Annotated in this window: 19 protein-coding genes; 5 read left to right on the top strand and 14 right to left on the bottom strand. The window is 73.9% G+C overall.

Annotated features, from left to right (window positions below; genetic code table 11):
• Positions 1-189: 189 nt before the first annotated feature.
• The 7 genes from ABZ479_RS13235 to ABZ479_RS13205 all read right to left on the bottom strand — a co-directional run bounded on the left by ABZ479_RS13235 (position 190) and on the right by ABZ479_RS13205 (position 8,310).
• Positions 190-1,206, bottom strand: coding sequence for an N-acetylglucosamine kinase (locus tag ABZ479_RS13235; RefSeq protein WP_500461662.1), 1,017 nt, complete (start codon positions 1,204-1,206; stop codon positions 190-192).
• Positions 1,197-2,459 (bottom strand): 6-phospho-beta-glucosidase, encoded by a 1,263-nt coding sequence (locus tag ABZ479_RS13230; protein WP_500461661.1) that lies wholly within the window; start codon positions 2,457-2,459, stop codon positions 1,197-1,199. The genes ABZ479_RS13235 and ABZ479_RS13230 overlap by 10 nt, the downstream gene beginning before the upstream one ends.
• Positions 2,456-3,361: a carbohydrate ABC transporter permease gene (locus tag ABZ479_RS13225; protein WP_500461660.1), complete on the bottom strand. Its 906-nt coding sequence runs from the start codon at positions 3,359-3,361 to the stop codon at positions 2,456-2,458. The genes ABZ479_RS13230 and ABZ479_RS13225 overlap by 4 nt, the downstream gene beginning before the upstream one ends.
• A gap of 5 nt (positions 3,362-3,366) precedes the next feature.
• A complete protein-coding gene (locus ABZ479_RS13220) occupies positions 3,367-4,314 on the bottom strand; it encodes a carbohydrate ABC transporter permease (protein WP_500461659.1) in 948 nt (315 codons plus the stop codon).
• Positions 4,314-5,651 (bottom strand): ABC transporter substrate-binding protein, encoded by a 1,338-nt coding sequence (locus ABZ479_RS13215; RefSeq protein ID WP_500461658.1) that lies wholly within the window; start codon positions 5,649-5,651, stop codon positions 4,314-4,316. The genes ABZ479_RS13220 and ABZ479_RS13215 overlap by 1 nt, the downstream gene beginning before the upstream one ends.
• 110 nt (positions 5,652-5,761) lie before the next feature.
• Positions 5,762-6,928 carry an ROK family transcriptional regulator gene (locus tag ABZ479_RS13210; protein WP_500461657.1) on the bottom strand — a complete coding sequence of 389 codons (1,167 nt, stop codon included), beginning with the start codon at positions 6,926-6,928 and terminating at the stop codon, positions 5,762-5,764.
• Between the two features lie 323 nt (positions 6,929-7,251).
• Complete coding sequence (locus ABZ479_RS13205; RefSeq protein WP_500461656.1) at positions 7,252-8,310, bottom strand: mechanosensitive ion channel family protein; 1,059 nt, start codon at positions 8,308-8,310, stop codon at positions 7,252-7,254.
• A 233-nt stretch (positions 8,311-8,543) separates the two neighbouring features.
• On the opposite strand from ABZ479_RS13205, the gene ABZ479_RS13200 reads away from it, so the two are divergent.
• A complete protein-coding gene (locus ABZ479_RS13200; protein WP_499598993.1) occupies positions 8,544-9,080 on the top strand; it encodes an HNH endonuclease in 537 nt (178 codons plus the stop codon).
• Between the two features lie 112 nt (positions 9,081-9,192).
• On the opposite strand, the gene ABZ479_RS13195 is transcribed toward ABZ479_RS13200, so the two are convergent.
• The 4 genes from ABZ479_RS13195 to ABZ479_RS13180 form a co-directional block, all read right to left on the bottom strand.
• Entirely contained in the window at positions 9,193-10,572 is a 1,380-nt protein-coding gene (locus tag ABZ479_RS13195) for an FtsX-like permease family protein (RefSeq protein WP_500461655.1), read from the bottom strand.
• Positions 10,569-11,264 carry an ABC transporter ATP-binding protein gene (locus ABZ479_RS13190; protein ID WP_499598991.1) on the bottom strand — a complete coding sequence of 232 codons (696 nt, stop codon included), beginning with the start codon at positions 11,262-11,264 and terminating at the stop codon, positions 10,569-10,571. Before ABZ479_RS13190 ends, ABZ479_RS13195 begins: the two co-directional genes overlap by 4 nt.
• Positions 11,261-11,800 (bottom strand): PadR family transcriptional regulator, encoded by a 540-nt coding sequence (locus ABZ479_RS13185; RefSeq protein ID WP_499598990.1) that lies wholly within the window; start codon positions 11,798-11,800, stop codon positions 11,261-11,263. Before ABZ479_RS13185 ends, ABZ479_RS13190 begins: the two co-directional genes overlap by 4 nt.
• A gap of 119 nt (positions 11,801-11,919) precedes the next feature.
• Positions 11,920-15,330, bottom strand: coding sequence for a beta-N-acetylglucosaminidase domain-containing protein (locus ABZ479_RS13180; protein WP_500461654.1), 3,411 nt, complete (start codon positions 15,328-15,330; stop codon positions 11,920-11,922).
• Between the two features lie 195 nt (positions 15,331-15,525).
• Here ABZ479_RS13180 and pepN point away from each other — a divergent pair, with 195 nt between their 5' ends.
• Entirely contained in the window at positions 15,526-18,096 is a 2,571-nt protein-coding gene (pepN, locus tag ABZ479_RS13175; RefSeq protein ID WP_500461653.1) for an aminopeptidase N, read from the top strand.
• Between the two features lie 179 nt (positions 18,097-18,275).
• On the opposite strand, the gene ABZ479_RS13170 is transcribed toward pepN, so the two are convergent.
• The gene (locus ABZ479_RS13170; protein WP_500461697.1) at positions 18,276-18,512 is read right to left on the bottom strand and encodes a hypothetical protein; all 237 of its coding nucleotides are present in this window, start codon (positions 18,510-18,512) and stop codon (positions 18,276-18,278) included.
• A 48-nt stretch (positions 18,513-18,560) separates the two neighbouring features.
• On the bottom strand, positions 18,561-20,645 hold the full coding sequence (gene malQ, locus ABZ479_RS13165) for a 4-alpha-glucanotransferase (RefSeq protein ID WP_500461652.1): 2,085 nt from the start codon (positions 20,643-20,645) through the stop codon (positions 18,561-18,563).
• 205 nt (positions 20,646-20,850) lie between these two features.
• Between malQ and ABZ479_RS13160 the strand changes: the two genes are divergently transcribed.
• Positions 20,851-22,839 (top strand): Ig-like domain repeat protein, encoded by a 1,989-nt coding sequence (locus tag ABZ479_RS13160; protein ID WP_500461651.1) that lies wholly within the window; start codon positions 20,851-20,853, stop codon positions 22,837-22,839.
• A gap of 60 nt (positions 22,840-22,899) precedes the next feature.
• Here ABZ479_RS13160 and ABZ479_RS13155 read toward each other — a convergent pair whose 3' ends face one another.
• Positions 22,900-24,330, bottom strand: a complete 1,431-nt coding sequence (locus ABZ479_RS13155; protein WP_500461650.1) for an amidase — start codon at positions 24,328-24,330, stop codon at positions 22,900-22,902.
• A gap of 96 nt (positions 24,331-24,426) precedes the next feature.
• On the opposite strand from ABZ479_RS13155, the gene ABZ479_RS13150 reads away from it, so the two are divergent.
• The gene (locus ABZ479_RS13150; RefSeq protein ID WP_500461695.1) at positions 24,427-24,951 is read left to right on the top strand and encodes a sigma-70 family RNA polymerase sigma factor; all 525 of its coding nucleotides are present in this window, start codon (positions 24,427-24,429) and stop codon (positions 24,949-24,951) included.
• Complete coding sequence (locus ABZ479_RS13145) at positions 24,948-25,625, top strand: hypothetical protein (RefSeq protein ID WP_500461649.1); 678 nt, start codon at positions 24,948-24,950, stop codon at positions 25,623-25,625. The genes ABZ479_RS13150 and ABZ479_RS13145 overlap by 4 nt, the downstream gene beginning before the upstream one ends.
• Positions 25,626-25,636: the final 11 nt, after the last annotated feature.

Genomic DNA, 25,636 nt, shown 5'->3' with positions numbered 1-25,636 from the left:
GCCCGCGCGTACGCGCGACGAGCCCATGACCAGCAGTATGACCGTCGTCACAGACATCCACCCACGGATTGCGTGGATCTTGCCGTCCGACACGGTCCGACTGCCGCCCGTGGGTCCCCCCGCGCGCCGCCCCCTCGCAGCTCACCACGCACGGGGGAGCGTGTTCGGTTCCCCCGGCGTGCGCGCCGGTCACGACACGGAGCCCACCGATGCGTAGTGCGCCCGCAGCCGCGCGTGCGCCTCGGCGGCCGCGCCCGTGCGGTCCAGGCCCAGCAGGGCGGCACCCAGCACCGGCGGCGAGGTGACCACCCGGGGTACGGCCTTGGGCGCCGCAGCGGCCAGCAGGGAGGTCACGGAGTCCATCAGCAGGGGGTGACGGGCGGCCAGCACACCCCCGCCGAGGACGACGTCGGTCTCCTCGTCGAGGAGGCCGAGCCGGCGCAGCGCGACCGTGGCCATGACCACGATCTCCTCGGCCTGCCGCTCCACGATCGCCCGCGCGACCGGGTCACCGTCCTGCGCGGTGGCGAAGAGCACCGGGGTCAGCTCGTGCTTGCGGGAGACCGCGACACGGCCCAGGTGGAGGGCCTCGATCAGGGCGTACATCGAGGTCAGCCCGAAGTGCCCGGGCAGCGTCGTGGCGAGCGCGGTGGAGCCGCCGCGGCCGTCCTCGGCGCGCGCCGCCCACCACAGGGCCTCGTCGGCCAGGCCCGCCCCGCCGCCCCAGTCGCCGGAGAGGTGGCCGATCGCCGGGAAGCGGGCGGTACGGCCGTCCGGGAGCATGCCCGCGCAGTTGATGCCCGCGCCGCACACCACGGCGACCCCGCGCGGCTCGTCGACGCCCGCGCGCAGCAGGGCGAAGGTGTCGTTGGCGACGCGGGTGTCCTCCCCCCAGCCGCGGGCGTGGACGGCGAGTTCGAGCTGCTGCTCCTCGACGGGCAGGTCGGCGTTGGCCAGGCACGCGGAGACGTGCCGCACCAGCGGCGCGCCGGACCGCGGGGACAGGCCCGCGGCGTCCGCGGCACGCTCCACGATCCGCGCGATCACCTCGACCGCCGTCTCGGTGCCGACGACCTGCGGCTGGAACCCGCCGCCGCGGGCGGTGCCGAGCACCGTCCCGTCGGCGGCGACCAGGGCCACGTCGGTCTTGCTGTTGCCCGCGTCGACGGCGAGCACGCCGTCGGGGACGAGAGGGTTCAGGCCCACGCGAGGTGCTCCCGGTTGTGCGCGATCAGACGGTCGGTCAGGGCCTCGGCGTACTCGTACTGGCCGACGAGGGGGTGCGACAGCAGGGCCTTGAAGACCCGGTCGCGGCCACCGTGCACGGCGGCGGTCAGAGCCAGGTCCTCGTAACCGGTGACGTTGGCGACCAGGCCGCCGAACAGCGGGTCCAGGGGCGGGACGGGCAGCGGGTGCGTCCCGTTCGCGTCCACGGTGGCCGGCACCTCGATGACGGCGTCGTCGGGGAGGAAGGGCAGGGTGCCGTCGTTGCGGGTGTTGACGACCTGGACGTCGCCGGTGTCCCGCAACAGGGAGGAGGCGAGCGCCACGGCGGCCTCGGAGTAGTAGGCCCCGCCGCGCCGGGAGAGCAGCTCCGGCTTCTCGTCGAGGGTCTCGTCCCCGTACATCTCCAGCAGTTCGGCCTCGATGGCGGCCACCTCGGCGGCCCGGGAGGGCTTGTCCCGCATCTCCCGCACGACCTCGTCGTGGGCGTAGTAGTACCGCAGGTAGTACGAGGGCACCACACCGAGCCGGTCCAGCAGCGCGCGGGGCAGGTGGAGGTCGCCGGCGATGCCGTCGCCGTGCTCGGCGAGCAGCTTCGGCAGGACGTCCTCGCCCTCGGGGCCGCCGATGCGGACGCCGCGCTCCCAGGTGAGGTGGTTGAGGCCCACGTGGTCGAGGTGGACCTGCTCGGGCGTCACGCCGAGCAGCCCGGCGAACCTGCGCTGGAAGCCGATGGCGACGTTGCACAGCCCGACGGCCTTGTGGCCGGCCTGCAGCAGGGCACGCGTGACGATGCCGACCGGGTTGGTGAAGTCGATGATCCAGGCGTCGGGGGCGGCCCGGCGCACCCGCTCGGCGATGTCCAGCACCACCGGCACCGTGCGCAGCGCCTTGGCGAGGCCGCCCGCGCCGGTGGTCTCCTGGCCGACGCAGCCGCACTCCAGCGGCCAGGCCTCGTCCTGCGCCCGGGCGGCCTGGCCGCCGACGCGCAGCTGCAGCAGTACGGCGTCGGCCCCGGCCACGCCCGCGTCCAGGTCGGAGGTGGTGGTCACGGTGCCGGGGTGGCCCTGCCGGGCGAAGATCCGCCGGGCGAGCCCGCCGACCAGCCGCAGCCGGTCCTCGGCGGGGTCGACCAGGACCAGCTCCTCGACCGGCAGGGTCTCCCGCAACCGGGCGAACCCGTCGATGAGTTCCGGGGTGTACGTGGACCCGCCGCCCACGACCGCCAGCTTCATCCCTTGACTCCCGTCAACGTCACGCCTTCGATGAAGGCCTTTTGCGCGAAGAAGAAGACGACGATCACGGGTGCCATGACCAGCACCGTCGCGGCCATCGTCAGGTTCCAGTTGGTGTGGTGGGCGCCCTTGAAGGACTCCAGGCCGTAGCTGAGGGTCCAGGCCGCCGGATTCTCGCTCGCGTAGATCTGCGGGCCGAAGTAGTCGTTCCAGCAGTAGAAGAACTGGAACAGCGCCACGGCCGCGATGGCCGGCTTCGCCATCGGCAGGACGACGCGCAGCATGGTGCGCAGTTCGCCGCAGCCGTCGACCCGGGCCGCGTCCGTGTACTCCTTGGGGATGGTCAGCAGGAACTGCCGCAGCAGGAAGATGGTGAACGCGTCGCCGAAGGCCATCGGGATGATCAGCGGCCACAGCGTGCCCGACAGGTGCAGCTGCTTCGCCCAGAACAGGTACATGGGCACGATGACGACCTGCGGGGGCAGCATCATCGTGGAGATCACGAGCATCATCGACAGGTTCCGCCCGCGGAAGCGGAACTTGGCGAGCGCATAGGCGACCGGCGTGCTGGAGACGACGGTGAGTACGGTCCCCAGGCCCGCGTAGAGCAGGGTGTTGCGCCACCAGGTGAGGAAGCCGGGGGTGTCCCAGACGGTGCCGAAGTTGCCCCACTCCCAGGTCCTGGGCCACAGGTCGCGGGTGAGGGCCTGGCTGTCGCTCATCACCGCGGTGAGGAAGACGAAGACGAACGGCAGGACGAAGAAGAGCGCGGCGGCGATGCCGAGGGCGTGCACCGCGATCCAGTGGAGCGCCGCCTTGCGGGCCGCGGCGCGCCGGGCACCGGAGGGGAGACCGGTGGCGGGCGCCGTGGCGGAGGGGGCGAGGGTGGCGTGGGTGGTCATGGGCGTCAGTCCTCCGCCGTCAGGAAGCCGCTGCGGCGGCGCATGAGGAGCGCGGTGAAGGCCATGGCGAGCGCGAAGAGCACGAGGGCGATCACACAGGCCGAGCCGGTGTCGAAGCGCTGGAAGCCGAGGTTGTAGACCAGTTGCGGCAGGGTCAGCGTGGACTTCTCCGGGTAGCCGGGCTCGAACTGCTGGCCGGAGCCGCCGATGACGCCGCTGGCGACCTTCCCCGCCACCAGGGGCTGGGTGTAGTACTGCATCGTCTGGATCACGCCGGTCACGACGGCGAACATCACGATGGGCGAGATGTTCGGCAGCGTGACGTAGCGGAACCTCGCCCAGGGCCCGGCGCCGTCCAGCTCGGCGGCCTCGTACTGCTCCTTGGGCACGTCGAGCAGGGCGGCCATGAAGATGACCATGAGGTCGCCGATGCCCCACAGCGCGAGCAGTGTGAGGGCGGGCTTGGACCACGTCGGGTCGTTGAACCAGCCGGGCGTCGGCAGTCCGGCCTTGCCCAGCAGGTTGTTGACGGGTCCCGTGCCGGGGTTGAGGAGGAAGGCGAAGGCCATCGTCGCGGCCACCGGCGGGGCCAGGTAGGGCAGGTAGAAGGCGGTGCGGAACAGCCCCGCACCGGTCTTGATCTTGGTGATCAGCAGGCCGATCCCCAGGCCGAACACGACTCGGAGGCTGACCATGACCACGACCAGCCACAGGGTGTTGCGCAGCGCCGGCCAGAAGAACGGGTAGTCGTTGAAGACGTACGACCAGTTCCTGACGCCGTTCCAGGTCGGGGCGGCGAACCCGTCGTACTTCATGAAGGAGAAGTAGACGGTCGAGACCAGCGGGTAGGCGAAGAAGACGCTGAAGCCGACGATCCAGGGCGACATGAAGGCGAGGGTGCGAAGCGCCTCGCGGCGGCGCTTCGCCCTCAGCATCGGGTGGACGGTGCTCATCAGCGGGCCTGCGCGATGTCCTTGTCGACCTGCTCGTCGACGCCCTTGAGGCCCGCGGCCAGGTCGGTCTGCTTTCCGGCCTCGTAGGCGTAGCCGAAGTCCTGCAGGGTCAGCTGGTAGGTGCCGCCGTTGACGCTGGCGGGGGTGGTGCTGCTGTTCGGGTTCTGCGCGATCTCCACGAAGGTGCGGAAGAGGGGATCGGCGTCCAGGTCGGGGGACTTGAGCGCGGCGAGCGTGGACGGCACGTTGTGGATGGCGTTGGAGAAGCTCACCACCGCGTCGGTGTCGGTGGCCATGTACTTCACCAGTTCCCAGGCGGCGTTCTTCTTGGCGCTGGTGTTGGCGACGCCGATGATCGTGCCCGAGAGGTAGCCCTTGCCGTAGGTGTCGGCCTGGTCGTCGGGTACGGGGAAGGGCGCGACACCGATCTCGAACTTCGTGCCCGCCTCCTTGGCCATGCCGGCCCGCCACTCGCCGTCGACGGCCATGGCCACCTGCCCGGTGTGGAAGGGGTTCTTGGCGCCCCACTCGTCACCGAAGCCGGACCGGTACTTCTCCAGCTTCTTGAAGCCGCCGAGCGCCTTCACCATGTCCTGCTGCCAGGTGAACATGGCGGCGAAACCGGGGTCCTTGGCGACGTTCGACTTGCCGTCCGCGTCGAAGTACTTGGCGCCCCACTGGGCGGCCAGGTGCGTGGTGGTGGACTCGTAGCCGTGGAAGTTCGGCATGAAGCCGAGCTGGGAGTAGGAGTCGCCCTTGTTCTTGGTGAGCTTGACGGCGTCGGCCTTGAACTCCGAGAGCGTCTTCGGCGGGGAGGCGATCCCGGCGGCCTTGAAGGCGTCCTTGTTGTAGTAGAGGCCGTAGGCGTCGCCGAGCAGCGGCAGCGTGCAGCGCTTCCCCTCGAACTGGGTGTACTCCAGCATCGGCTTGGGGAAGGTGGTGGCCGGGTCGATGCCGGACTTCTTCAGGAACGGGTCCAGGTCGGCGAAGGCGTTGGAGGCGCAGAACTTGCCGACGTTGTCCGTGGTGAAGGAGGAGACGACGTCCGGGGCGTTGGGGCCGCCGGCCCGCAGTGCCTGGTTGATCTTGTCGTCGGTGATGTTGCCCTGCACCTTGACGTGGATGTTGGGGTGGGCCTTCTCGAACGCCTTGACGTTGGCGTCGATCGCCTTCACCTCGCTGGGCGCGGACCAGCCGTGCCAGAAGGTGATGGTCACGTCCTTGGTGGGGTCGTCACCTGCGGTGTTGTTGCTCGAGCCCGTGCACGCGCTCGTCAGCAGGGTTATCGCGGCGGCTGCCGCGACGGCGGCCGCGGCCGTCTTGGTGGAACCGGACACTTCGCTTCCTCCGGGGGGACTTCGGGCGGTTCGAGGGTGTGCGAGACCGGCGGAGGGACCCGGGGCGGGCCCGTCCGCTGCGAGTGCGGGTGGTGGGTGGGCTGTTGCGGTCAGCGCGAGGTGTCGAACACCTCGTCGCGGGTGGTGGCGAGGGCGCTCTGCAGCGCTCCGGACAGGACGGGGTCGTTCGGTACGCCGCCGAGCACCAGCCGGGGCCGGGGCACGGCCAGTTCGGCCAGTTCGGACTGGACGAGGGAGCGCAGCGGCTCCCCGCCGGCGGCGATCACCCCGCCGGCCAGGACGATCAGGCCGGGGTCGAGGACGGTGACCAGCGAGGCGAGTCCGACGGCGAGCCCGGTGGCGAAGCGCCGCAGCAGTTCCGCGTGCGCGCCGTCACCGGTCCCCGCCGCCGCGGCCAGCAGCGCCGAGGCGCCCTCGGCCTGCGTGCCCCGCGGCACGGGCAGTCCCAGTTCGCGTGCGATGCGCAGCACCGCGTTGCAGCCCGCCAGCTCCTGGAAGCCGCCGGCGTTGGCCTTGGCGACGTGCCGGACCAGGGGGGTCCCCGGCACCGGCATGAAGCCGACCTCGCCGGCGCCGCCGGTCCAGCCGCGGTGCAGCCGGCCGCCGATCACGATGGCCGCGCCGATGCCCTCCTCGTTCCACAGCAGGACGAAGTCGTCGTGGTCCCGGGCCGCGCCGAGCCGCTGCTCGGCGACGGCGGCGAGGTTCACGTCGTTGTCGTACTCCAGGGGGACGGGCAGGGCGGCGGCCAGCTCGTCCAGGAGGGCGGGGGAGTGCCAGCCGGGGAGGTGGCTGGCGTAGCGCAGCCGGCCGGTGCTGGGGTCGAAGGCGCCGGGGGTGCCGACGACGATCCGGTGCAGGTCGGTGCGGTGCAGTCCGGCCGCCTTGACCGCGCCGTCGACGGCCTGGACGACCTGTTCGACGGCGCCGCCCTGGCCGCGCCGGCCGCGGCCGGGGGTGGCGAGCTCGAAGACGCCGGCCACCCGGCCGGTGATGTCGGCGACGGCGGCGCGGATGCGCTCGGTCGTCACGTCGAGGCCGGCGACGTGCGCTGCCGTGGGGTTGACCGCGTACAGCTGGGCGTTGGGTCCCGGGCGTCCGGCGGTCGTGCCGGTGGCGAGCACCAGTCCGGCCGCTTCGAGGCGGGCCAGGAGCTGGGAGGCGGTGGGCTTGGACAGCCCGGTGAGCTTGCCGATCCGGGTCCGGGAGAGGGGGCCGTGTTCGATGAGCAGGTCGAGCGCGGCACGGTCGTTCATCGCCCGCAGTACGCGCGGTGTGCCGGGGGTGCCAGGGGTGCCTGGGCTTCCGGGGGTACCGGCCACGGTCTCGTCCTCCCTCGTCGTGACGGCTCGCGCCGCAGGCTACGGCACGGGGCTGGTGGGCTGGGTGGGGTCGGAGGGGCGGGTGGGCCCCCTGTTGGTAGTTAGGAAACTTTCCTGTTGGTGAAAGGCAAGGTAGGCGCCCGTAGCCGGAGCGTCAAGGGCGGTTCGCGAGGTCGCCGCCAAAGCGTTACCGGCCGCGCCGGGGCATGGAAAAGGGGCGCCGGGCGGTGTCCGGCGCCCCTGGTGGGCGGCGTTCGCTACTTGACCGTGCTCGGCTGGGACGACGCCGGCGCGGGCGCCAGCGGCTGGGCCGCCAGCGCCTGCGGGGAGGCCGGGTTGGCCAGCGCGGACGGCGGGGCCACGGCGGCCGAGGGGTCGGCCGGTTCGTCCTCCGCCACCGCCTGCGGGGTGCCGCCGACGATCGCGATCCCGGCCGCGTCGAAGGCCCGCTTGATCCGCCAGCGCAGTTCCCGCGCGACCGCGGCCGCCTTGCCCGGCATGGTCTTGGCCTGTGCCTGGATCAGCACGGAGTCCGAGGTCACCGACTCCAGGCCCAGCACCTCGACCGGCTCCCAGAGCACCTCGTCCCACGGCTGGTCCTTGGCCATCGCGGCGGCGGTCTCCTCGATCACCGCGCGGGCCCGGTCCAGGTCCTCCGTGTAGCCGACCTGGACGTCCACCACGGCCGTCGCCCAGCCCTGGCTGAGGTTGCCGATCCGCTTCACCTCGCCGTTGCGGACGTACCAGATCTCGCCGTTGTCGCCGCGCAGCTTGGTCACCCGCAGTCCGACCTCGACCACGGTGCCGCTCGCGACGCCCGCGTCGATGACGTCCCCGACGCCGTACTGGTCCTCCAGGATCATGAAGACGCCGGAGAGGAAGTCGGTCACCAGGTTCCGCGCGCCGAAGCCGATCGCCACACCGGCCACACCGGCGCTGGCCAGCAGCGGAGCCAGGTTGATCTTCAGTACGGACAGCACCGTCAGCGCCGCCGTCCCCAGGATCACGAACGAGGCCACGCTGCGCAGCACCGAGCCGATCGCCTCGCTGCGCTGCCGCCGCCGCTCCGCGTTGACCAGCAGTCCGCCCAGGGCGCTGGTCCCGGCGGCCTCGGCGCCGCGGTTCATGCGCTCGATGAACTTGGTGATCATCCGGCGCACGACGGTCCGCAGCACCAGCGCGATCACCACGATCAGCAGGATGCGCAGCCCGGCGGAGAGCCAGTCCGCCCAGTTCCGGCTGATGTAGTCGGCGGCGTCGGTCGCGCTCTTGTGGGCGTCGTCGATCGTCGTGACGGTGGACGGCGATGGGGACACGGGCGGAAACCTCCGGGTTGGGCAGGCTTCCCACACTAACGGGGGAGGCGAAGTGTCCCGTTGTGCTGTTCGAGCGCGACGTGCGGTGATTCAGGGCATGTAAAAGGGATGTGGTTGAAAACACCCTCGCTCCGTTACCCGGTCATGGTGGCGCCGCGACCGGGCTTCCGGAGAGACTGTGGGCAGATCGTCCCGGCGCGAGCCACGCGCCGCCGGCGTAAAAGGAGGCACCCGTGCCGCATGTCCTGGTCCTCAACGCGTCGTACGAGCCGCTCGGCGTCGTACCGCTCCGCCGCGCGCTCATCCTCGTGCTGAACAAGAAGGCCGTGTGCCTCGAGGAATCCGGCGCCTATATGCACAGCGCGACCTGTACTGTCCCCGCTCCCAGTGTCGTCAAGCTCACCAAATTCGTCCGAGTGCCCTTTCGCGGCCCCGTGCCCCTGACCCGGCGGGCGCTGTTCGCCCGGGACGGCGGCCGGTGCGCGTACTGCGGAGGCGTCGCAACCAGCGTCGACCACGTGATCCCGCGCAGCCGCGGGGGCCAGCACACGTGGGAGAACGTGGTCGCGGCATGCCGCCGGTGCAACCACCTCAAGGCCGACCGCCACGTCGCCGAGCTCGGCTGGCGGATGCGCCATCAGCCCGCCCCGCCGTCGGGTCTCGCCTGGCGGATCATCGGGACGGGGCATAGGGACCCGCGCTGGCTGCCATACCTGCAGGCATTCGGCGCGGAGGACGCCATGGCCCGGATCGACGGCATATCCGCCTGAGACCGGGCCTTCGTGTTGTCCTGACCTGCTCCTGACCCGTTCCTGACCGGGCCCAGGGCCCCGGACCGCACCCCCGTGCCGGTCCGGGGCCCCTTCCGGCGCCCTGCGCCCGTTACTCGTGGCGCAGCTGCGCCGGGTGCACGGTGCGCCGCAGCAGCGGCAGGCAGGCCGCGTTCGCCAGCAGTGCGGCGGCCAGGAGCCCGCCGGTGAGCAGCGCCGGCTCCAGCAGTGGCAGGGCGCGCCGCTCGGCGTTGAGCAGGACGGGCGAGATCAGCGTCAGGCCGCAGACGGCGCCCAGCACGAGCGCGGGGGCGAGGGGCAGCGCGGTCTCCAGCAGTGTGGCGCGCCACAGCACCTTCCGTGGCGTGCCCGCCGCGGCGAGTGCGGCCAGGGTCCGGCGCCGGGTCATCAGCGACTCCACGACGCCCACCGCGACGCCGCTCACGGTGACCGCACCGGCGATCAGGATGGCGAGCCCCGCCAGGTTCCAGCCGCCGATGTGGAAGGCGACGTCGGCGGCGCTGTAGCCCGCTTCCGTGCGCAGTCTGTCCACCGTCACCCGGCGCGCGGTCACCCAGCCCGCCCCCACCAGCGCCGCGAGCATCAGCACCGCGTGGGCCCGCGACGCGGCCCAGGGATCGTTCCGCAGTCGTTGCCCGGCGATCAGCAGCACCGGGCGGCCCGACCGGGCGGCCAGCCGCCCGGTGAGCAGCGCGAGCCCGGCGCTGCTGTGGAGCAGCCCGTAGACGTAGAGCGCGAGGATCACCGGCCCCACGATCAGCGGCGCCGGCGCCACCCGCGTCCCCGCCAGCATCAGCGCGGTCCCCGCGAGCAGCGCGACCGGGCCCAGCAGCCAGCGGACCGCCCCGCCGCGCGGGGGGCGCCGCTTCGCGAGCACGCCCAGCGGGTCGACGGCCGACCGGCGGAGGGTGAACCGCGCCTCCAGGGTGGCCAGCACCGGCACCGCCAGGACGACCAGGGCGGCCGCAAGCCACGGCACCGGCACATCGGTGGGCCAGGTCAGCGCCTCGCGGTCGCCCTGCACCGCCGTGAGCAGGGCGCGCAGCGCCAGGAAGCCCAGCAGCCCGGCCACCGCCCCCAGGCTGCCGGCGGCGCCCGCCTCCAGCGCGGCGATCCGCCGGACCTGTCGCGGGCCGGCCCCGGACAGGCGGAGTGCGGCCAGCCGGTGCTCCCGCCGCAGTGCCCCGATCCTGGTGCACTGGCCGAGGAAGGCGAGCACCGGAAGCAGGAGCAGCAGGAGCACCACGACGACCCCCGGCCGCAGCCCGGCGCTGTTGAGCAGGCCGTTGGTGTACCGGGGAGGGTCGCCCCCGTACCGGGTGCCGATCACGGCCACGACCGCGGCCGCCAGGGCGAAGCCCGTGCCGAGGGCCGCGCCGAGCGCGGTCAGCGCCAGACGCCACCACTCACTGCGCGGGGAGCCCCGCAGCAGTGCCCAGGCCAGGAGGGCGTCCGAGCGCAGCGTGCTCACCGGGTCACCTCCGCGGCGGGCTCGTCCTCGGTCTCGACGACGCCGTCCCGGACGGTCGCCTCGCGGTCCGCGTACGCCGCGACCTGGGCGTCGTGCGTGATCAGCAGCACGGCGGTGCCGGACTCGCGGGCGGCGTGGACCAGCGCCGTCATGACCTGCTCGCCGGCCAGGGAGTCCAGGGCGCCGGTCGGCTCGTCCGCGAAGACCGCCTTGGGCGTGGTGACCATGGCGCGGGCCAGGGCGACGCGCTGGCCCTGGCCGCCGGACATCTCGCCGGGGCGCAGTCCGGCCTGGCCCAGGACGCCGAAGCGCTCCAGCCAGGTGCGGGCACTCCTGTGGGCCGCGGCACGCGAGGTCCCGGCCAGCAGCAGTGGCAGGGCCACGTTGTCGAGGGCGGTCAGTTCGCCGACCAGTTGCCCGAACTGGAAGACGACGCCGAAGTCGGTGCGCCGCAGGGTGGAGCGGCGGTTCTCGCCCGCCTGGTCGAGGCGCTCGACGCCGTAGTGGATCTCGCCCTCGTCGGGCCGGACGATGCCGGACATGCAGTGCAGCAGCGTGGACTTGCCGCTGCCGCTCGGTCCGGTGACGGCCAGCACCTCCCCGGGCAGCAGGCGCAGCGAGGCGCCGCGCAGGGCGTCGGTGGTGCCGTACCGCTTGACGAGGCCGTGTGCCTCGATCAGAGGTGTCGTCATGTTGAGGTGACCTCCTCGGCCAGTGCGCCGAGGCGCTGCGCGGCGTTGTCCATCCAGCGCAGGTCGGCGTCGAGATGGGTGAGGGCGTAGTCGGCGGAGAGCACGGCCGCCAGTGGGGCGCCGGCCGTGGTCTTCACGGTGGTCAGCTCGCGCATCCGCGCGAGGTGGGCGGCGCGCTGGAGGCGCAGGAAGGCGGCCGGGTCGCCGTAGCCGGAGGCGATGATCGCCGTGACCTTGGCGAAGATCTCGTTGGCCGCGCTGACCGGCGCGGGCGGTACGGGCTCGCCGAGCCAGGTCCGCAGGGTCTGCGAGCCGCGCTCGGTGAGCCGGTAGGTGGTGCGCTCCGGGCCGCCGTCGCTCTCCGTGGCGTCGACCTCGGCGAGGCCGTCGCGCACCAGGCGCTGCAGGCTCGTGTAGACCTGTCCGTAGGCGAGGGGGCGGGCTTCGGGGAAGCGTTCGTCGTGCCGCCGCTTGAGGTCGTAGCCGTGGCCAGGACCGGCGGCGAGCAGACCCAGCAGGACGTTGCCGGTGCTCATGCGACGCCCCCTCCTTCTATTCACTCAATACATGTACTGAGTGCATAGTGACACCCGCGCGGCCGTCGCGCAACGGCCCCCGGAAAGTGGTGGGTTGGGGAGGGCGGGCGGTCGTCGGCTCAGCCGGTGACGGCGTACGCCTGCAGCGAGTACAGCGAGTAGCCGTACTTGGTTCCGCGCTCCAGCCCCTGCACCCGGATGAAGCGCGTGCCGGAGGGGGCGTCCAGCCGTACGGACTCGGTGCCGCCGCGGCCGTCGGAGACCACCGCCGCGGTGTGCCAGCTCTGCCCGTCGACCGAGGTCAGGATCGTGTAGCGGGAGGCGTACGCGTCCTGCCAGCGCAGCACCACCCGGCCGACCCTGGCGGCCCGCGGCAACTCGGCCTGCACCCAGGCGTCGTCCCGCACGGGGGAGGACCAGCGGGTCGCCGGGTCGCCGTCGGTCAGCGCCGAGGCCGGGAAGTCCGGCGTCTCGTCACCGGAGGAGGTGGCCGGGGCGCCCGCGGCGAGGTCGGGCCCGCCGGTGCGCGGACGGGCGTGCACGGTGACGGTCTGCCGCACGGTACGGCCCTCGGCGCGGAACACCAGCGGCACCTCGTACACCCCGGGGGCGCCGTCCGCCGGCAGGGACAGCCGCACCGGGACCACCACCTTGCCGCCGCGCGGCAGTCGCACCGTCCCGGGCGTCACGACCGCCACGCCCGGGGGTGCCTCGGCGGTCAGCGACACCTCGGCCGCCGCCGGTGAGTCGTCGGTCAGCTCCGCGGTGACGGTCGCGGGGGCGCCGCCGGGTTCGAGGTCGGTCTCGGTGCGGTCCAGGGTCATCCGGGCCGCGGGCCGGTCCGCGTACCAGGGCACGATCTCGTGGACGACCGGCGGGCGGGCCCCCTCCGACGCCGTGACCCGCACCGCGTCGGCCGGCAGGCCCCGCGCCGGCAGTTCGGTCCAGCCGCCGCCCAGCGAACCGAGCCGGTGCCAGCCCTGGCCGGGCACCCGCACCTCCACCGACCCGGCGGCACCGGGCCCGGTGTCGGTGAGCACGGTCAGCGCCTCCAGCGGGCGGGCCGAGCCGTACTCCAGGGTCAGCCCCCCGGCGGGCACGCGGACGGTGGTGGTGGCGTCGCCGTCGGAGGCCGCCAGGGACGAGGGGTCGGCCGCGAAGGCACCGGAGGTGCCGTCGTCCTCGGTGGTCACGGTGAACTCCCGTACCGACACGGCGTTCTCCTGCGGCGCGGTCGCGCGCAGCCGCACGTACCGCGCCCGGGTGCCCGCGGGCAGCCGCACTGTCACGGTGCGGTCGTCGTGCACCGTGGCGGCGGTCCGCCAGCCGCCCTCGTCGCCCGCCGAGTACTCCAGCACGGCCTCGCGCAGGTAGTCGTCCCACTCGGGGCCGGGCTGCGCGGCGCCCATGGCGACCCGCACGGAGTGGATCGTGCGGGTGCCGCCCAGGTCGACCCCGAAGGCGTCGTCCTGCTGCGGCGGGGCGTCGCTGGCCCAGGAGGTGCCGTCCTTGCCGTCGGTCATCAGCGACGGGTCGGTCGACCGCGCCGAGCCGAGGGTGGCGGTGGCCTTGCGGCCCGTGGTGCGCACGCCGGTCCACGCGTCCGCCGTGGCCAGCGACGTGGCGAGGAACGGGTCCAGCACCCCCTGGCCGACGGTGGCCGGGCTGTCCGCTGTTCGCCGGCGGGCCCGCTCCAGCGCCAGCCGGTGCCTCCAGGCCCCGGTGCCGTCGCCGGCGCGCAGCGCCACCAGCATGTCGACGGCGTGTTCGCCCGCCGAACCGTAGCGGGCCAGCCGGCTCAGCCACGGCCGCAGCTCGCCGCCGAGGGAACCGCCCGCCGGCCCGTGCAGCCGTTCCGGGGCGCCGCGCATCGTGGTGAACTCCGCGCGCAGCCGGGCGGCGGCCGCCGCCACCCGGTCAGGGCCGCCGTGCGCGTAGGCGTCCAGGAACTCCGCGATGAGCGGCCGCAGGTACGCCGACTCCGACCCGTCCAGCGCCGAGGAGGCCGCGTTGCCCGCCAGGGCGCGCAGCGCGTCCCGCGCCCCGGGGTCGGGGCCCGCCAGGTCGTCGATCGCGGCGCGCCAGGACGCGGCGCGGTCGTACCCGCGCGGGTTCCACGCGTAGTCGGCGACGGTGAACAGCGCGATCCGGGAGGCGGCGGGCTGCCGCATCGCCGCCGCCAGCAGGCCCGCGGTGGCCGTCGCGACCGCGGGCTCGCGTCCGGTGTAGGGGCCGAGGAAGACCCGGTCCTCGGCGAAGTCGTTGACCGGGTAGTCGTCCATCGTCAGCAGCGGGTGCTGCAGCGCCGCCCGCGCGTCGGCGACCTGCCGTCCGGTGATCTCCCCCGGGACGACGCCGACGCCCGACCACGCCACCTCCACCCGCCGGTCGAGCTCCCGGGCCAGCGTGCGGCGGAAGTCGGTGGCACCGTCCTGGTAGTACTCCGTCGGCAGCAGCGACAGCGGCACCGCGGCCCGGTGTCGCTCCGCCAGGTGGACGGCGAGCGCGTCGGCCACCTCGGCCTGCGCCCGGGCCGCGGCCGCCGGGCCGTCGCCGTAGGCGTCCGCGTCGTCGTCGCAGTGCCACTCGCTGTAGCTCACGTCCTGGAACTGCAACTGGAAGGCGCGGACTCCCAGCGCCCACATCGCGTCGGCCTTGCGCAGCAGCGCCCTGCGGTCGTCCTGCGAGGAGAAGCACAATGCCTGGCCCGGCGACACGGCCCAGGCCAGGGTCACGTGGTTGGCCCGGGCCCGCTCGGCCAGTTCGCGGAACTGCGCGCGGCGCGCCGCCGGGTAGGGCTCGCGCCAGCGCTCCTGGCGGTAGGGGTCGTCGCCGGGGGCGTACAGGTAGCGGTTCTGCTTGGTGCGGCCGAGGAAGTCCAGCTGGGCGAGGCGCTGTTCCCGGGTCCAGGGCTCGCCGTAGAAGCTCTCGGCGACGCCGCGGGTGGCGGCCGCCGGCCAGTCGCGGACGACGACACCCGGCAGGCGGCGCCCGGTCGTCAGCCGGCGGAGCGTCTGCACCGCGTGGAACAGGCCGTCCCCGCCCGTTCCGTCCAGCGCGACGACCTCGTGGCCGCCGGTACGGCCCACGGCCAGCCGGTAGCCGCCGGAGGGCAGGTCCCCGGTGGGCGCGGCGCCCAGGGCGCGCAGCGCGCCGGCGGCCCGCGGGCCGCCGGCGTAGACCACCAGCCCACGCGGTCCGGCGGCGTCCACGTGGAGCGTGGTCACGCCCGCGCCGCGCAGGACCGCGCGGAGGGCGTCCAGGGCGTACGGGTCGGCACCCGGCCCCGCGACCAGGGTCGCCGTGTCCGGCACGGCGACGGAGGTGCCGCGGGCGCGCAGCGACTGCGGCCTGGGGTGGACGGCCGGCAGGGCGCCGGCCGTCGCGGTGTCGTCCGCCACGCCGGGCGCCGCCGGAGGGGTGGCGGGCGGGGTGGCCAGGGCGACCGGTGCGGTCCCGAGCAGTCCGCCGACGACGGCGGCGACGAGTGCTGCCGTGCGGGTCGAGGCGGTTCTCCTGCCCGGGGTCATGGTCCGACAGCCCATCACCCGCACGGAGGGCGTGTCAACGTGCGGACGCGCCCCCTCCGCCCCGTGCGCGCGGCCCGTACCGCCGGTAGCCGGCGGCGGCCGGGGACACGGCCGGACCGCCGAGGGAAAACCCCCGGCCGTCCCACCCCTCCCGCGTGCGAGGATGGCCGAAAACCCGACGAAGGAGACGGACACGTGCCCGGCACGAACCTCACACGCGAGGAGGCGCGGCAGCGAGCGCGCCTGCTCACCGTGGACACGTACGACATCGAGCTCGACCTGAGCGGGGCCCAGGAGGGCGGCACCTTCCGGTCGGTGACCACGGTGCGCTTCGACTCCGCCGAGGCGGGTGCCTCGACCTTCATCGACCTGGTCGCCCCCGCCGTCCACGAGGTGGTGCTCAACGGCACCGCGCTGGACCCGGCCGAGGTCTTCGCGGACAGCCGCATCGCCCTGCCGTCGCTGCAGGCCGGCGCCAACGAGCTGCGGGTCGTCGCGGACGCGGCGTACACCAACACCGGCGAGGGCCTGCACCGCTTCGTCGACCCCGTCGACAAGCAGGCCTACCTCTACACCCAGTTCGAGGTCCCGGACGCCCGCCGGGTCTTCACCTGCTTCGAGCAGCCCGACCTCAAGGCGGCCTTCACCTTCACCGTGAAGGCCCCGGCCGGGTGGACGGTCGTCTCCAACTCCCCGACCCCCGAGCCGGCCGGCGACACGTGGAGCTTCGCGCCCACCCCGCGCATCTCCACCTACATCACCGCGCTGATCGCCGGTCCGTACCACGCCGTGCACAGCACCTGGGAGGGCGAGGGCGGCCGCAGCGTGCCGCTGGCCCTGTACTGCCGCCCGTCGCTGACGGAGTTCCTCGACGCCGAGGCCATCTTCGCGGTCACCCGGCAGGGCTTCGACTGGTTCGAGGAGAAGTTCGACTTCCCCTACCCCTTCGCCAAGTACGACCAGCTCTTCGTGCCGGAGTTCAACGCCGGCGCCATGGAGAACGCGGGCGCGGTCACCATCCGCGACCAGTACGTCTTCCGTTCCAAGGTGACCGACGCCGCCTACGAGGTGCGCGCCGAGACGATCCTCCACGAGCTGGCCCACATGTGGTTCGGCGACCTGGTCACCATGGAGTGGTGGAACGACCTCTGGCTCAACGAGTCGTTCGCCACCTACACCTCCATCGCCTGCCAGGCCTACGCGCCCGGCAGCAGGTGGCCGCACTCCTGGACGACCTTCGCCAACTCCATGAAGACCTGGGCGTACCGGCAGGACCAGCTGCCGTCCACCCACCCGATCATGGCGGAGATCAACGACCTCCAGGACGTGCAGGTCAACTTCGACGGCATCACCTACGCCAAGGGCGCCTCGGTCCTGAAGCAGCTGGTGGCCTACGTCGGCATGGACGCGTTCTTCACCGGCGTCCAGGCGTACTTCAAGCGCCACGCCTGGAAGAACACCCGCCTGACCGACCTGCTGTCCGCCCTGGAGGAGACCTCCGGCCGCGACCTGAAGACCTGGTCGAAGAAGTGGCTGGAGACGGCCGGCATCAACATCCTCCGCCCGGAGATCGAGACCACCGCCGACGGCACCATCACCTCCTTCGCCGTCCGCCAGGAGGCCCCGGCGCTGCCGGCCGGCGCCAAGGGCGAGTCGATCCTGCGGCCGCACCGCATCGCGGTCGGCGCGTACGACCTCCAGGACGGCAAGCTGGTGCGCGTGCAGCGCGTCGAGCTGGACGTCGACGGCGAGCTGACCGCGGTGCCGGAGTTCACCGGCGTCAAGCGCCCGGCCGTCGTGCTGCTCAACGACGACGACCTGTCCTACGCCAAGGTGCGCCTGGACGAGGCCTCGCTGGCCACCGTCCGCGAGCACCTCGGCGACTTCACCGAGTCGCTGCCGCGCGCCCTGGTGTGGGCGGCCGCGTGGGACATGACCCGCGACGGCGAACTCGCCACCCGCGACTACCTGGAGCTGGTGCTCTCCGGCATCGGCAAGGAGTCCGACATCGGCGTCGTGCAGTCCCTGCACCGCCAGGTGAAGACGGCGCTGGAGCTGTACGCGGCGGACGGGTGGCGCGAGACGGGCCTCGCCCGCTGGACGGAGGCGGCGCTGGAGCACCTGCGCGCGGCCGCCCCCGGCAGCGACCACCAGCTCGCCTGGGCCCGCGCGTTCGCCGCGACGGCCCGCACCAAGGAGCAGCTGGACCTGATCGCCGGGCTGCTCGGCGGCACCGAGACGATCGAGGGCCTGGCCGTCGACACCGAGCTGCGCTGGTCGCTCCTGGAGCGGCTGGCGGCCACCGGCCGTGCCGACGAGGAGGCCATCGCCGCGGAGCTCGGCCGGGACGCCACGGCGGCCGGCGAGCGGCACGCGGCCACCGCGCGCGCCGCGCGTCCCACGGCCGAGGCGAAGGCCGCGGCGTGGGCCTCGGTGGTCGAGGCGGAGACGCTCACCAACGCCGTCCAGGAGGCGGTCATCGCGGGCTTCTCCGAGCCCGACCAGCGCGAGCTGCTGGCGCCGTACACGCAGCGCTACTTCGCGGCGGTCTCGGACGTCTTCGGCTCCCGCAGCCACGAGATGGCCCAGCAGATCATCGTCGGCCTCTACCCGGCGCTCCAGGTCTCCCAGGAGACCCTGGACGCCACCGACGCCTGGCTGGCGGCGGCCGATCCGGCCCCCGCGCTGCGGCGCATGGTGACGGAGTGCCGTGCCGGCGTCGAGCGGGCCCTGAAGGCCCGTGCCGCGGACGCGGCGGCCGGCTGACCGTCACCCGGAGCCGGACGAGGCCCCCCGCGGCGATGCGCCGCGGGGGGCCTCGTGTCCTTCCGGTGTTCCTACAGCCCGGGAGCCGACGCGCCGTCCGGGCGGGCACCGGCGGCGGCCGGGAACGCCTGAGACCGGGCCGTGGTGCTCCGCGGCCCGGTCAGCGAGGTGCGAAGGGGTCAGCCCTGGGACTTGCGGGACTTGTCGGTCACCATGACCAGGCCCGCGATGACCAGGAACAGGACGACCGGCAGGACGAGGTACAGGCCCAGCGTCTCGACCACGCTCAGGCCGGGACCCGGGTCGTCGCCGTCGTCGCGGGTGTTCGCGAACGCGGGGGACGACATCAGCAGCATCAGCGCCGTGCCGGCCGTCACGGCACCGGCGCGCAGGGCGTTCTTGTTGGGCTTGTCCACGCTCTCAAAGTAGCGAACGCTCCCGCGGCCCGCGCGTCCGGGGTGGTGTTACGGCCCGTCCGGCCGCGCCATCGCGGTCCGCACCTCGTGCGCCAGCGCGTGCAGCCGCGGCGAGGCCGTCAGCTGCTCCAGGGTGAGCGGGCGCCCTTCCGGGTCCGCGACCGGAAGCCGCCAGTTGGGGTACTCGTCCCAGGTGCCCGGCAGGTTCTGCGGACGGCGGTCGCCGACCCCGTCCGGCAGCCACACCCCGACCATCCGGGCCGGCGTCCGCGCCAGGAAGCGGTGGACGGCCTTCACGACCGCCTCCTCGTCCCGGGTGCCCTCCGGCAGCATGCCGAGCCGGCCGAGCAGTGCCAGCCACTCCGCGACCTCCACCGCGTCCTCGGCCTGCTCCACCTCCAGCGGCCGGGTCAGCAGCCCCAGCCGGTGCCGCAGCCCCACGTGCTCCCCGGTCAGCCGGGCGGTCGTCGTGGGCAGGTCGTGGGTGGTCACCGTGGCCAGCGCGTCCGCCCGCCAGGCCGAGGGCGGCAGCGGCCGGGCGTGCGCGGAACCGCGGGCCCCCTCCCAGTCCCGCTCGAACCAGAGCACCGACGTGCCGAGGATGCCCCGGTCGGCCAGCTCCTCGCGGACGCCCGGCTCGACCGTGCCGAGGTCCTCCCCTATGACCACGGCACCGGCGCGCCGCGCCTCCAGCGCGAGGACCCCGAGCATCGCCTCCGCGTCGTAACGGACGTACGCGCCCTGTGTCGGCGGCTCGCCCTCGGGCACCCACCACAGGCGGAAGAGCCCCATCACGTGGTCGATGCGCAGGCCCCCGGCGTGCCGCAGCACGTTGCGCAGCAGGTCGCGGTAGGGCGCGTACCCCGTGGCGGCCAGGGCGTCCGGGCGCCACGGCGGCAGGCCCCAGTCCTGGCCGTGGGCGTTGAAGGCGTCCGGCGGCGCGCCGACCGACATCCCGTGGGCGAGGGCGTCCTGCAGCGCCCAGGCGTCGGAACCGGAGGGGTGCACCCCGACCGCGAGGTCGTGGACGATGCCGACCGCCATGCCCGCGTCCCGCGCCGCACGCTGCGCCGCGGCCAGCTGGGCGTCCGTCAGCCAGGCCAGCCAGCAGTGGAAGTCGACCTGGTCCAGCCGCTCGCCGCGGAGCCGCGCGACCTGCCCCGAGCGCGGGTCGCGCAGCCCCGCCGGCCAGCGGTGCCAGTCCGGACCGTGCAGCTCGGCCAGCATCGACCAGGTCGCGTGGTCGTCCAGCGCCTGCCCCTGCTCCGCGAGGAAGTCGCAGTACGCGGCCCGCCGTCCCGGCGACAGCGGCACCTTGCGGACCAGCGCGAGCGCCTCACGCTTCAGCTCCCAGACCGCGTCCCGGTCGATCAGGGCGTCCTTGAGCAGCACCGAGTCGCGCAGCACCGCCGCCTTGCGCAGCAGGTCAGCGGCCCGCTCGCGGTCGTCGGCGTCGAGGTAGGCGTACTCGGGGATCTCCTCCACCCGCAGGTACACCGGGTCCGGGAAGCGCCGCGAGGAGGGGCGGTACGGCGACGGGTCCGTCGGATGTCCGGGCACGGCCACGTGCAACGGGTTGACCTGCAGGAAGCCCGCGTGCAGCGCCCGGCCCGTCCACGCCGCGAGGTCCGCGAGGTCCCCGAGGTCGCCCATGCCCCAGGACCGCGAGGACAGCACGGAGTACAGCTGCGCCATGAAGCCCAGGACCCGTTCCGGGGGGCCGGGCAGCCGTTCCGGCGCCACGACGAGCTGCGCCTGCGCGCCGCGCCCGTCGGGTGCCTGCGCGCGCAGCACGTGCCGCCCCACGGGCAGCGGCGCTTCCCCGTCCCAGGAGGTCTCGGTGCCGTCCTCCGTGGTCAGCCGCAGCACGGTGCCCTCGGGCAGCCGGTGCCGCAGCGGACGTCCGCTGCGCATCACGACGTTGCGGGGGAGCAGCCGGCGCCCCGCGCGGTGGTCGTGCTCGGCCAGCGCGTTCCGTACGGCCGCCGGGGTCGAGGCGTCGACGCCCAGCGCGGCCAGCACCGCCACGACCGTCCCGTCCGGCACGCGCACCTCGCGGTCCGGCGACGGACGGTAGGTGACGTCCACCCCGTGCAGCGCGGCGAGTCTGTCCCGGTCGGCGGCTTCGGTCATGGGATGCCCTCCTGGGGCGTCATCGCGGGTGCGCGTTCTCCGGACAGCCTCAGCCATACCCATTGCGTGGCCGAGCAGTCGCATTCCGTGCACGACGTCACCGCCCGGGGGGTGCGCCTGAGGCTGTCGGACACGTGCTCTAACCTTCGGGATCCGGGCCCGGGATCCGGGCCCGTCACAGGGTGGGGGTCGACAACTCGTGCGCATGCGTACGCTTCCGTCCGCGACGGCGATCGCGGTGCTCTTCAGTTCGGTGGCACTTGCGGTGGGGACGGCCGGTCCGGCCCGGGCGGATTCCGCCAAGGTCCTGCCGATCACCGGTTTCGGCGACATGGTGGTGGACGGGGTCCACCAGAGGGTCTTCATCAGCGACCCGTACACCGGCAAACTCGTCGCCACCGACTACGCGGGAACGCCCCTGGCGACCCTGACCGGCCTGGCCGGCGTGGACGGTCTGGCGCTCTCCGCCGACTCCGGCCTGCTGTACGCGGCCGTGCCCGGCGACGACGCGATCATCTCCGTCGACACGGCGTCGGTCACGCAGACCGCGCGCTACGCGACCGGCGAGGGCACCGACCCGGCGCATCTCGCTCTGGCGGGCGGCAAGGTCTGGTTCGGCTACGGGAACAAGGACCACGGCGACATCGGGTCGCTCGACGTCTCCGGTCCCGACCCCGTGGTCGCACTCGACCAGGACCCCGAGACCGACTACCCGGGTGCCCCGCGGCTCGCCTCGACCCCGGGGGTGCCCGGCATGCTGGCCGCGGCGGCGCCCGAGTACTACGGGTCGTGGATCGGCGTCTACGACGTCTCCGGCGGCACCGCGACCCGGACGGCCCGCGCCGGCGGCTGGTCCGCCGACATCGGCTCGACCGCCGACCTGGCCCTCACCCCCGACGGCAGCCGGCTGATCACCGCCAACCCCGGTGACCACCACCGGGTCTGGCAGACCTCGGACCTGGCGGAGGTCGCCGGCTACCCCACGACGTACCACCCCGAGGCCGTCGCGGTGGCCGAGGACGGCACGGTCGCCGCCGGCAGCAGTGCCCCGTACGACCCGGGCCTCTACGTCTTCACCGCGGGCACCACGTCCCCCGTGCGGCAGTACGTCCTGCCCCGTACCGGGACGAGCAGCGGCTACGACGTGGTGGACGCCGGGGGCATGGCCTGGGAGCCGGGCGGCGGCAGGCTGTTCGCCGTGTCGGGGAACTACGACAGCACCCACATCCTGCACGTGTACACCGACCCCACGAAGTCGGTGCCCTCGATCACGGCCGGTGCCCCCACCTCGGCGCCCCGGGGCAAGCCGCTGACCGTCAAGGGCAAGGTCACCGGCACCCTGCCGCTGCCTGCCGGCACCCCGCTCTCGGTCACCCGTACCGACCTGGAGTCACCGGCCGGCAAGAGCCTGCCCGCCACCGCGGTCAAGGCGGACGGCACCTACTCCTTCACCGACACCCCGCCCGCGGGCGGCAAGGTCACGTACAAGGTGTCCTACGCCGGTGACGCCACCCGCACGGCGGCCTCTGCCTCCTGGTCGCTCCAGGTCTCCCGGGCCACCCCGGCCCTCACCCTCAACCACGCCGGGAGCGTCTACTCCTACGGCGCCGACGTCTCCTTCACGGCGCACCTGGGTTCGACCTACAAGAACCGCACGGTGGAGATCTGGGCCGACCCCTACGGGGGCGACAAGCCCAACAAGCTGCTCAGGACCGCGAAGGTCAATGCGAGCGGCAACGTCTCCGCGACGGTGGACATGACCCGCGACACCGTCGTCACCGCGGTCTTCAAGGGCGACGCCCGCTACGCCCCCCGGAGCGTGAAGGTCACCTCCTACGCGAAGGTACGGGTGTCCACAGCCGTCTCCAAGCACTACAAGACGGGCAGGATCGGCTCGACCACCTACTACTGGTTCCACAAGAACACCGACCCGGTGCTCACCACGACCATGAGCTACTACAAGAACCGCAAGCAGCGGTTCGAGCTGCAGGTCTACTACCAGGGCAAGTGGTACTCGAGCGGCAGCCAGTACTTCAAGCTCGCCACCAACGGCAAGTCGGCCGTACGGCTGGGGGCGCCCGGCGAGGCGGGCATCCGGGCCCGCATGCGCTCCTCGTACGTCAACGGGTCGTCCGGTGACAACGTGAACTCCACGACGTACGGCTCCTGGAAGTACCTGTACTTCACCAAGTAGTCCGGTGGCGCGGGGGCCCTACCGCGGGATCGCGGAACGGCCCCCGCGTGCCACGGGCGGTCAGTTTCCCGGTCCTGCCGGTTCGAACGCGCGGGACGTGCGGGCCCGCCAGGGGGAGGCGGCCTCCAGTTGGGCGCCGAGTGCGAGGAGGGGGCCCTCCTCGCCGTGCCGGGCGCCGAGCATCATGCCGATGGGGAGTCCCTGCGGCGACCACTCCAGCGGCAGGGACACCGCGGGCAGCCCGGCGATGTTCCAGGGCGCGGTGAACGGCGTGAACGCCAGTTGCGCCGCGAAGTCGGCCTCCGGGTCGGCGTCGTCGCGCAGGGCGCCCACCGGGGCGGGCGGCTGCGCCAGCGTCGGGGTGAGCACCGCGTCGTACGGCTCGACGGCGTCGGCCAGTTTGCGGCCCACCGCCTGCATGACGCCCAGCGTGCGCGCGTAGTCGAGGCCGCCCACGTCCTGCCCCTGGGCCCGCAGCCACCGCGTGAGCGGCAGCAGCTCCCCCTCGCGCTCCGGCGGCACGGGCGTGAGCGCGGCCAGCACGGCCCACACCGGGGTGAACGCGTCGCGGTCGCCCGGGGCGAGCGGCTGCGGCACGTCCACGACCTCGTGCCCGAGCCCGGCCAGCAGCGCCGAGGTGCGCTCGTACGCCGCCAGCACCTGCGGGGCGACCTCCACGCCCGCCACGTCCGGCACCGCCCAGCGGGCGATCCGCAGCCGTCCCGGTTCCCGTTCGCACCACCGCAGGAAGGAGCGCTCCGGCGGCGGCAGCCGGAAGGGGTCGCCCGGCGCGGGCACGGCCAGCACGTCGAGCAGGGCCGCGGTGTCGCGGACCGTGCGCGCGATGGGCCCGTTGACGGCGAGGCCGCTCGCGTCGCCCCAGGGAGCCGGGCTCACCCGGCCCCGGCTCGGCTTGAGCCCGACGACCCCGCAGCAGCTCGCCGGGATGCGGAGGGAGCCGCCCCCGTCGCTGCCGTGCGCCGCCGCCGCGAGGCCGGCCGCCACGGCCGCGGCCGCGCCGCCGCTGCTGCCGCCCGCGCCGCGCGCCAGGTCGTACGGGGTACGGGCCGGCGGGCCCACGGCGCCCTCGGTGTACGCGGGCAGCCCGAACTCGGGGGTGTTGGTCTTCCCGGTCAGGACGGTCCCGGCGTCCCGCAGCAGGCGGACGAGGTACGCGTCCTGGTCGGCCACCCGGTCGGCGAGGACCGCCGAGCCGGAGGTGAAGCGCACCCCGGCGACCGGCGTCAGGTCCTTCACCGGCACCGGCACGCCGAGCAGCGGCGGGAGCGGTCCGCCCTCCTCGAGCAGGCGCTCGGCGCGCCGCGCGTCCGCGAGGGCGCGTTCGGGCGTGACCGTCAGGTAGGCCCCGACCACGGGGTCGAGGCGCTCGATCCGGTCGAGGTAGTGGGCCGTCAGCTCCACGGGCGACAGCTCGCCCGCCCGGACGGCCGCGGCCTGTTCCAGCATCGTCAGTTCATGAGGGGCGGACACCCCGCCAGGGTAGGGCCGGACGCGGGACGGGCGGGGTGAACGTTTTCCCCCGTTGCCGCGTCATAGGGGAAATCGCGGAAGGGGAGGGGTGTGGCGCTGCTGAGGAGGAGGTCCCGGCCGGGGGACGGGGAGGACCCCCTCGCGCCGGAGCACCTCGATCGGGTACGGGCCGTCCTGGCGCTCGGCGGGGTGCCCGCGGGGGACCTGCTGGACGGGGTGCAGCAGGTGCGGCTGAAGCTGTTGGAGCACCGGGCGGCCGGCCGTGAGCCGTTGCGGGACCCGGGGGCGTGGGCCGCCGTCGCGGCCTCCAACGTGGCGATGGACTGGCACCGTTCGCGCCGCCGGCAGGAGCGGCTCGGCGAACGCCTCGCGGCCCTGACGCTCCGGGACGAGGCCCGGCACGGCGGGGGAGAGGCGCATGTGCTGGCCCTGGCGGTCGCCGACGGACTGCAGGAACTGCCGCCGCGGCAGCGGCAGGTGCTGACGCTGCGCTTCTACGCCGACCTGCCCGTCGCCGAGATCGCCGCGGCGCTCGGCGTCCCGGAGGGCACGGTCAAGAGCCGGCTGCACGCAGCCGTCCGCGCGCTGCGCGGCCGGCTGCACACCAAGGAGGTGGTGTGACGATGCGCGGGGACGAGTGCGAGGCCCGCGGGGCGGACGAGGCGCTGGCGGCCGCCCTCGCGGACGCGCCGCCGGACGGCGCCGCGGGCGGGGAGGAGTACGCCGCGGCGCGCGCCGACGTGGATCTGCTGCGGGCCCAGGTGCGGCTGATCGGCGACACCCTCGCCGCGCGGCCCGCCGCGCCCCCGGAGCGCCGCCCTCGCGGGCGCAGGGCGTTCGCGCTGTGCCTGGCCGCGGTCGTGGCGGGCGTGGTGGGGGCCGGCGGGATCGTCCTGGCACGGAACGCCGCGCTGGGGGACGGCTCGGCGGTGAGCGACGCGAAACCCACGGCGGAGGGCGTCGTCGCCTGCGCGAGCGACATCGCCGAGGGCACCGTGCGCGAGGTGACGCCCGCCGGCGCGCCGGGGGACCTGCGGGTGGTGATGGACGTCGAGCGCCGTCTCAAGCCCGCCGGGGGCGAGCCGCGGCTGACGTTCACGATCCATCTTGACGACGACCACGACGACGTGGCCCCGCCCCCGGAGCCCGGGTCCCGCGTGCTGGTGCTGGTCTCCGTCCTCCCCGGGGAGCGGCCGGACTGGTACCGGGGCGCGGACATCGCCCCCGCACGCGCCTGGATGGAGCGGGCGCTCACGGCCTCCAGGGGCCTGCCGTGCGAGAGCGACACCGCATGAGGGGAGTACGG

Origin of the sequence: Streptomyces sp. NPDC005722, assembly GCF_040630935.1 — a bacterium.
GTDB lineage: Bacteria > Actinomycetota > Actinomycetes > Streptomycetales > Streptomycetaceae > Actinacidiphila.
This window is presented reverse-complemented; position numbering and strand designations above follow the sequence as displayed.

Excerpts from the sequence above, each read along its gene's own strand:
- ABZ479_RS13225 (WP_500461660.1), bottom strand. The coding sequence starts at position 3,361 with ATGACCACCCACGCCACCCTCGCCCCCTCCGCCACGGCGCCCGCCACC.
- ABZ479_RS13180 (WP_500461654.1), bottom strand. The coding sequence starts at position 15,330 with ATGACCCCGGGCAGGAGAACCGCCTCGACCCGCACGGCAGCACTCGTC.
- ABZ479_RS13220 (WP_500461659.1), bottom strand. The coding sequence starts at position 4,314 with ATGAGCACCGTCCACCCGATGCTGAGGGCGAAGCGCCGCCGCGAGGCG.
- ABZ479_RS13160 (WP_500461651.1), top strand. The coding sequence starts at position 20,851 with ATGCGTACGCTTCCGTCCGCGACGGCGATCGCGGTGCTCTTCAGTTCG.
- ABZ479_RS13185 (WP_499598990.1), bottom strand. The coding sequence starts at position 11,800 with ATGAGCACCGGCAACGTCCTGCTGGGTCTGCTCGCCGCCGGTCCTGGC.
- ABZ479_RS13190 (WP_499598991.1), bottom strand. The coding sequence starts at position 11,264 with ATGACGACACCTCTGATCGAGGCACACGGCCTCGTCAAGCGGTACGGC.
- ABZ479_RS13230 (WP_500461661.1), bottom strand. The coding sequence starts at position 2,459 with ATGAAGCTGGCGGTCGTGGGCGGCGGGTCCACGTACACCCCGGAACTC.
- ABZ479_RS13210 (WP_500461657.1), bottom strand. The coding sequence starts at position 6,928 with ATGAACGACCGTGCCGCGCTCGACCTGCTCATCGAACACGGCCCCCTC.
- malQ (WP_500461652.1), bottom strand. The coding sequence starts at position 20,645 with ATGACCGAAGCCGCCGACCGGGACAGACTCGCCGCGCTGCACGGGGTG.